Consider the following 6,654-nt stretch of genomic DNA (forward strand, 5'->3'; position numbering starts at 1 on the left):
ACTCGTCATGAACCTGATCCAAAACGCCCGCGAACTTTCCGAGCACTGGCACGCCACCAAGGTGCATTGGCGCGATGCCAAGGCGCTCGAGTTTGAAAAACGCTACCTGGAACCACTGCCCGGTCTCATCAGCAAGACGGGCGCCGTTTTGAATGACCTCGAAATCCTGCTCAAAAAGATCCGCAAAGACTGTGAACAGCTCCCTTGACCTCCGCGCTTCGCGCATCCTTGCCCTGCATACCTCGCTGCGCGCCGCCATCGGCGATTTCGCACAGCGCAGCGAGCAGATCTCCCGCGAGATTCGTGCCCGGCGTTACACGGCGGAGCAGAATCATCTCCAGCAGCTCGAAACCTTCGACGCGGAGAACAGCTCGGCTTTCGGCGAGACCGCGGCACGGTGGGATGAATACGCGCAGTCCATCCACGCGCGGCATGCGGCGCGCGCCACCGCCTTCAAACGCTATCAGGACCGCATCAAGCGCGACCTCCCTGCCATGACGCAGAAGGAGCGCGAGCGCTGGCTCGGCAAGCAGCAGATGCGCCGCTTGCAGGCAGATTCCCTGCGCAAACGCGGCCTTCAGGAGGCGGATCATGTCGTCAACGCGCTGCTCGAACGTCTCAATGCCGCGAAAGACCGCCTGCTGGCTGTTTTGAAGAGCTCGGGGGAGCGTCTCAATCGCAAGGGCACGCCACACGCCGAGGGTGGGCTCACGCTGGCGGACATTCCCGCCCGGGTCGAGGCCATCGAGGCACAGGCGCAGAGTTTGGAGGATCAACTTGGCTCGGGCAAAAGCACCGGACTGTTCAAGATGTTTTCCAAGCCCAGCGTGGATCTGCGGCAATTGACCCAGGCAGTGTCCGATTACGAGGCCTGCGTGGAGGAGTTGAACATCGCGCGGGAAACTGAAGCGGCCCGCCTTCAGGCCGAGTACGAGGCCACCGACTCGCAAGTCACCGCTGAATGGAGCCGCGCCGAGGAGGTGGGTGAGAAATACCGCGCGGCGATGCTCAAGCGGCTGGCCACGCAGATTCCCGCCTGCCTGGCGCGCAATGAACGGCTCCTCGCCCTCAGTCTTCAGCGTTTTGAGGCCCAAAAAGCCGCCAGTCTGACGGAGGTAAGTGGTCCTGCCGCGCAGCAGCGCCAGCAGATCATGGATCAGCATGCCGCCGCGATGGCAGCGATGGATTCGGCTGCTGCAAAACGCTGGAACGATCTTCTGGCCGAATGGAATCAAAAGATGCCGCCCCTGCTGGCACAAGTGGATGAGATCAGTTGCCACACCGCCTCCCACTTCGTGCCGTGGAGCACGGATTATCAGCCGCGCGCCGTGTTCCCCCATGCCAGTCGTTTCGGGCAGCTCAATCTCGATTTAAGCGCTCCTGCGGCGCTGTTTGCCAAGGACACGCCACTCAGTCTCGCCAGTCATGAGCATATCGCGCTGCCACTCGCGCTCGCGTTTCCGCAGGAAGGTTCGTTGCTCATCGAAACCGATGACGATGGCGGCAAATGGGTGGCCGATGTGATGAATGGCATCGTCTTCCGCCTTCTGAGCTTCGCGCCACCGGGGAAGGCCGCTTTCACGATCATCGACCCGGTCGGTCTAGGGCAAAACTTCGCCGGTTTGATGCATCTGGCCGATTACGAGCCCGCGCTCATCAATCGCCGTATCTGGACGCAGCGCGATCACATCGAGGAGCGCCTCGCCGAGCTCAACGAGCACGTCGAGAAGGTCATCCAGATGTATCTGCGCAATGAATACGCGACGATCACCGAGTACAACGAGCAGGCAGGCAGCGTGGCGGAGAAATATCATTTCCTCGTCATCGCAGGACTGCCCGCCGCGTTCAGCGAAACGGCGATGGCACGTTTGAAGAGCATCGTGATGAGCGGCGCGCGCTGCGGCGTGTTTGTGCTCATTCACTGGGACCGCCGTCAGCCGCTGCCGGAGGGACTCGTGGCGGAGGATCTGCGCAAGAACTGCCTGCGCCTCGTGCGGGAGAAGGGCGTTGTTACCTTCGGTGGCATCACCACGCTCGCGCTCGATCCTGCGCCGCCGGATGCCATCGCCGCCGAGCTGGCGCACCAGATCGGCCAGGCCAGCATCGACTCGAATCGCGTGCAGGTGCCGTTCAGTGTCGTCGCACCAGATGAAATGTGGTCTGAGAGCACCACCAACGAGCTGCGCATCGCCATCGGCCGCACGGGTGCCACGAAGCTGCAATACCTTGCCATTGGCAAAGGCACGAAGCAGCACGCGCTGCTCGCGGGCAAGACCGGCTCCGGCAAATCCACGCTGCTGCACATCATCATCACCAATCTCGCGCTCACGTGCAGCCCGGATGAGGTCGAGTTCTATCTCATCGACTTCAAGAAAGGCGTTGAGTTCAAGTGCTACGCCGACGCGAAGTTGCCGCATGCCAAGGTCATCGCCATCGAGAGCGACCGTGAATTTGCGCTCAGCGTGCTGCAACGCATCGACGAGGAGCTGAAGCGTCGTGGTGAATTGTATCGCAAGATCGGCTCGCAGGATCTGGCCGGTTACAAGCGTGCCGGTGGCACGGAACCGATGCCGCGCAGCATGCTCATCATTGACGAGTTTCAGGAGTTCTTTGTCGAGGACGATGCCGTGGCGCAGGGAGCCGCGTTGCTGCTGGACCGCATCGTCCGTCAGGGTCGTGCCTTTGGCATCCATGTCTTCCTCGGTTCGCAGACACTCGGCGGCGCGTACACGCTCGCACGCACCACGCTCGGCCAGATGGTCATCCGCATCGCGCTTCAGTGCAACGAGGCCGACGCCGCGCTCATCATGGACGACAGCAACACCGCGCCGCGGTTGCTCTCACGTCCGGGCGAAGGCATCTACAACGACGCCGCTGGTGCCGTCGAGGGGAACAGCCCCTTCCAGGTCGTCTGGCTCACCGACGAGGAACGGGATGCGAACCTCGTCAAAGTCGCGCAACTCGCGCTTCAGCGCGGCTTCGGCACAAAACGCCCCATCGTCTTCGAGGGCAACATGCCCGCCGATGTGCGAGACAACGCGCTGCTCGCCACCACGCTTGCCAATCCTCCGCTCAAAGTTCCCGCTGATCCCAAGTGCTGGCTCGGCCTGCCAAATGCCATTAAAGGCCCCACTGAAGCGCTTTTCCCGCGTCAGAGCGGCCGTCATCTGCTGCTCGTCGGCCAGAACGACGAGGCCATCGCTGCCATCATGGGGTTGGGCATGCTCGCGCTCACAGCACAGCATCCACACGGGCAGGCACCGCAGTTCTACCTCATCCACAGCGCTCTCCCCGGCACGCCGGACTGCGAATTCCTCGAAGGCATCGCGCACGATCGCGCCAAGATCAGCCAGGGCCACGAAGCGCCCGAGTTCATCGCCGAAATCCATGCGGAGATGAAACGCCGCAGCGACGAAGGCAGCGCGGGCGCTCCGCCCATCTTCCTGCTCATCCACGGCCTGCAAAAGTTCCGCAAACTCCGTCACGAGGAGGATTTCTCCTTTGGCGGCGACGACGCGCCGAAACCTGGCAACCAATTGAACGACATCATTGCCGAAGGCCCGCCACTGGGCATCCACCTCATCACCAGCCTCGACACGCTCAACAACATCAACCGCTGTCTCAGCCGCAAGGCCGTCAGCGAGCTGGGCATGCGCGTGCTCTTCCAGATGAGCGCGAATGATTCCGCCAGCCTGATTGACTCGCCGAAGGCCAGCACGCTCGGTCTGCATCGCGCTTTGTTCTACAGCGAGCACGAATCGCGGTTGGAGACGTTCAGGCCGTTCGCTCTGCCGGATGCCGGATGGGTGGAGGATGCCACGCGGGTGCTTTCGCTTTGATCCCGCTTCATTCGCTGCCACCACCCACGATCACCGGAGCTTTTCTCCGTGCGCCGATGAAGACTGGGGAGCGCTGGCGCTCAAGAAACTTGTGGGTGAAGGGCAGGAGGGTGTTGAAGGCGGTGAAGTGCCAGGGGCCGTCGTCGGTGCGGATGGAATATTGCAAAGCGCGGCCGCCATCCAGCAGGGTGGCGTGCTGCACATCGAGCTTGCGGGCGATCTCGGTGACTTCGCTGACGTTCATCACACCGCCGTCGCCGGAGAGGACGAAGACGATGGTGCCGTCCTTGCGCATGCCGCCGAGGGCGCGGTAGCTGATCTTGGTGCCGTCGAAAAATTCATCCGGCTGTAGCTCGACGTAGGAGAAGATGGTGTGGTTCTTCATCACGGAGGGGTACACCTGCGATCCTTCCTGAATCAGCCCCGGCACCTCGTTGAGCAGCGACTTCGGGCCGAACCACGGGCGGCCGTCTTTGACAAAGAAGCAGCCGCTCCACTCGCCGAAGGGCACGTTCACCTGCCTGCCTTCGTGATAGACCCAGCCCATGGGGCGTCCTTTCGGATCGCGAAAGTTTCCAGTGATGGAGAACCACAGGTTTTCCTCCGCCATGCGCTCGCTCGCCGTGGTGAGGGCAAACTTCGGCTGGAAGGTGGTGAGGAAGTCGAAGCGCTCGGGCGAAAGCGTGACGACATGCACCTCCGCGCCGAAGACGCGCTGCGCCACGTCCGCCGCGAGGCCGCCCTCACGCCGCACCTTCAGCGTGGCCCAGCGCATGCCGGTTTCCTGATGGCGCTCGATGAGCGCGGCGTCCAGATCGGCCGTGGTGAGGCCGGTGGCGGGCTTCCAGGTGCCGCGTTTGGAGAGAATGTGCAGCGTCTGTTTCGAGTCGCGCACGCTCACGGCCACGAGATTACTGTTCAGGTTGAAAAAGCACTCGCCCACGAGCCAGGTCAGCAGCGCGCCGGCAAGGACGAGCAGCAGAAGCAGCTTCAGGCATCCGCGTTTTTTTGACATGGGAGTGAACTCAGCATGGAGAACAACTCCGGCGCGATCAAGAGCGATGTCATTCAGATGCGGGGAAGGGGACAGAGAGAGTCCGTGTTCCACGCCAGCCTGCGGATAAGCCTTGGACAAATCCGTTGTCCCGCCCTCGTTGCCCTCCGTCATGAAACTGCTCCCCACCTTGTTACTGCTCGCCGCGTTCAGTCTGCACGGCCAGACGCCCGCCCCGGTGCTCACGCTGAAGGCCAGCACCGATCACGTGGACGCGCTCTACCACGTCGGCGAGACCGCCACCTTCACCATCGAGGCGCTGCAGGACGGCAAACCGCTCGCCGAGGGCAAGGTGGTGTGCGTGTTTTCCAAGGACGGCGTGCAGCCTCAGCCGCCGCAGACGCTGAACGTGCGGGACGGCAAGGCCACGCTCGTCGGCAAGCTCGATGAGCCCGGCTTCCTGCTGCTGCGCACCACGAGCGGCAAGGCCTCCGCGATGGCAGGCGCGGGCTACGATCCGTTGCAGCTCAAGCCCAGCCTGCCCGTCCCGGAGGATTTTGATGCCTCTGGACCGCGCAGAAAGCCGAGCTGGCCAAGGTGCCGATGAAATCGACGCTGACACCGGTGCAAGCCGCCGTGAAGGGCGTGGAAGCCTTCGATGTGCAGATCGACTGCCTCGGCAAACCGGTGAGCGGATACTTCGGCAAACCGCAGAAGGCCAAAGCGAAATCCCTGCCGGCCATCCTGCACGTGCACGGCGCGGGCGTGCGCAGCGCCACTCTCGGCAGCACCTCCTGGGCGGCGAACGAGGGCGGCATGCTCGCGCTCGACATCAACGCGCACGGCATTCCCAACGGCAAGCCGAAGGCGTTCTACGACGCGCTCACCGCCGGCGAGCTCAAGGGCTATCCGCAGATCGGCAATCAGGACCGCGAGCAGTGCTACTTCAAAGGCATGTTCCTGCGCCTCGTCCGCGCCATCGACTTCCTCACCGCGCAGCCGGAGTGGGATGGCAAGACCCTCATCGTCTATGGCAGCAGCCAGGGCGGCTTCCAGGCCTTCGCCGCGGCGGGGCTCGACGCGCGCGTCTCCTTCATCTGCGCCGGCGTGCCCGCCGGCTGCGATCACACCGGCAGCCAGGCGAACCGCGTCAGCGGCTGGCCGAAGATCGTGCCCAACGATGCCGAGGGCAAACCCAACGCCGCCGCGCTGCAGGCCTCGCGCTACTTTGACAACGTCAACTTCGCCGCCCGCGCGAAATGCCAGGGTGCCGCTGTCACCGTCGGCTTCATCGACACCACCTGCCCGCCCACCAGCGTCTATGCCGCCTACAACGCCCTCACGATGTCCAAGGCCCTCCACACCGACATCCTCGCCGGCCACACCAACACCCCCGCCGCCTCCAAGTTCATGCAGGACGCGGCCTTGAAGCATGTGCGGGCGATGAAGTGACGTCTCATCGCCTCAGGCGATCCGTTCGATGGGCCAACCGCCAGCCGCAGGGCGAGGCGCTGCCCAGGAGGCACAGCCAGCCGTTCCATCTTCGCTGCCGCAATGTGTTCAACACGGTGCCGAGGCTGCCACACACGCTGGTTGCCAAGTCGGAAACCCGGCTGCTTGGATTCTTGGCGATTTGAGAACTTCAAAGGCTCGTTCAGCCATCTCTGTCAACTATCGACTCCTGACCTGAATGGCACTGAATTAAGCACATTTTAGGATGCATGGGCAAGGTCATCTTGAAGGGTGTAGAGGTGACGAGGTTTGGTCATGAAAGTGTATTTGTTCTGCCGGTCTTTGCACACACGCGGCTCCTTTCGTCCA

The 6,654-nt window shown here is 62.9% G+C and carries 5 protein-coding genes; 4 read left to right on the forward strand and 1 reads right to left on the reverse strand.

What is annotated here, in order from left to right:
* Positions 1 to 7: 7 nt before the first annotated feature.
* On the forward strand, positions 8 to 208 hold the full coding sequence (locus U1A53_RS19910) for a hypothetical protein (protein ID WP_322283609.1): 201 nt from the start codon (positions 8 to 10) through the stop codon (positions 206 to 208).
* Positions 192 to 3,839 (forward strand): FtsK/SpoIIIE domain-containing protein, encoded by a 3,648-nt coding sequence (locus U1A53_RS19915; protein WP_322283610.1) that lies wholly within the window; start codon positions 192 to 194, stop codon positions 3,837 to 3,839. Before U1A53_RS19910 ends, U1A53_RS19915 begins: the two co-directional genes overlap by 17 nt.
* A gap of 7 nt (positions 3,840 to 3,846) precedes the next feature.
* On the opposite strand, the gene U1A53_RS19920 is transcribed toward U1A53_RS19915, so the two are convergent.
* A complete protein-coding gene (locus U1A53_RS19920; protein WP_322283611.1) occupies positions 3,847 to 4,854 on the reverse strand; it encodes a phosphodiester glycosidase family protein in 1,008 nt (335 codons plus the stop codon).
* A gap of 151 nt (positions 4,855 to 5,005) precedes the next feature.
* Between U1A53_RS19920 and U1A53_RS19925 the strand changes: the two genes are divergently transcribed.
* Together U1A53_RS19925 and U1A53_RS19930 are read left to right on the forward strand one after the other, a co-directional pair.
* Positions 5,006 to 5,440: a hypothetical protein gene (locus tag U1A53_RS19925; protein WP_322283612.1), complete on the forward strand. Its 435-nt coding sequence runs from the start codon at positions 5,006 to 5,008 to the stop codon at positions 5,438 to 5,440.
* Positions 5,437 to 6,285: an acetylxylan esterase gene (locus tag U1A53_RS19930; RefSeq protein WP_322283613.1), complete on the forward strand. Its 849-nt coding sequence runs from the start codon at positions 5,437 to 5,439 to the stop codon at positions 6,283 to 6,285. Before U1A53_RS19925 ends, U1A53_RS19930 begins: the two co-directional genes overlap by 4 nt.
* Positions 6,286 to 6,654: the final 369 nt, after the last annotated feature.

Source organism: Prosthecobacter sp. (assembly GCF_034366625.1).
Lineage (GTDB): Bacteria > Verrucomicrobiota > Verrucomicrobiia > Verrucomicrobiales > Verrucomicrobiaceae > Prosthecobacter.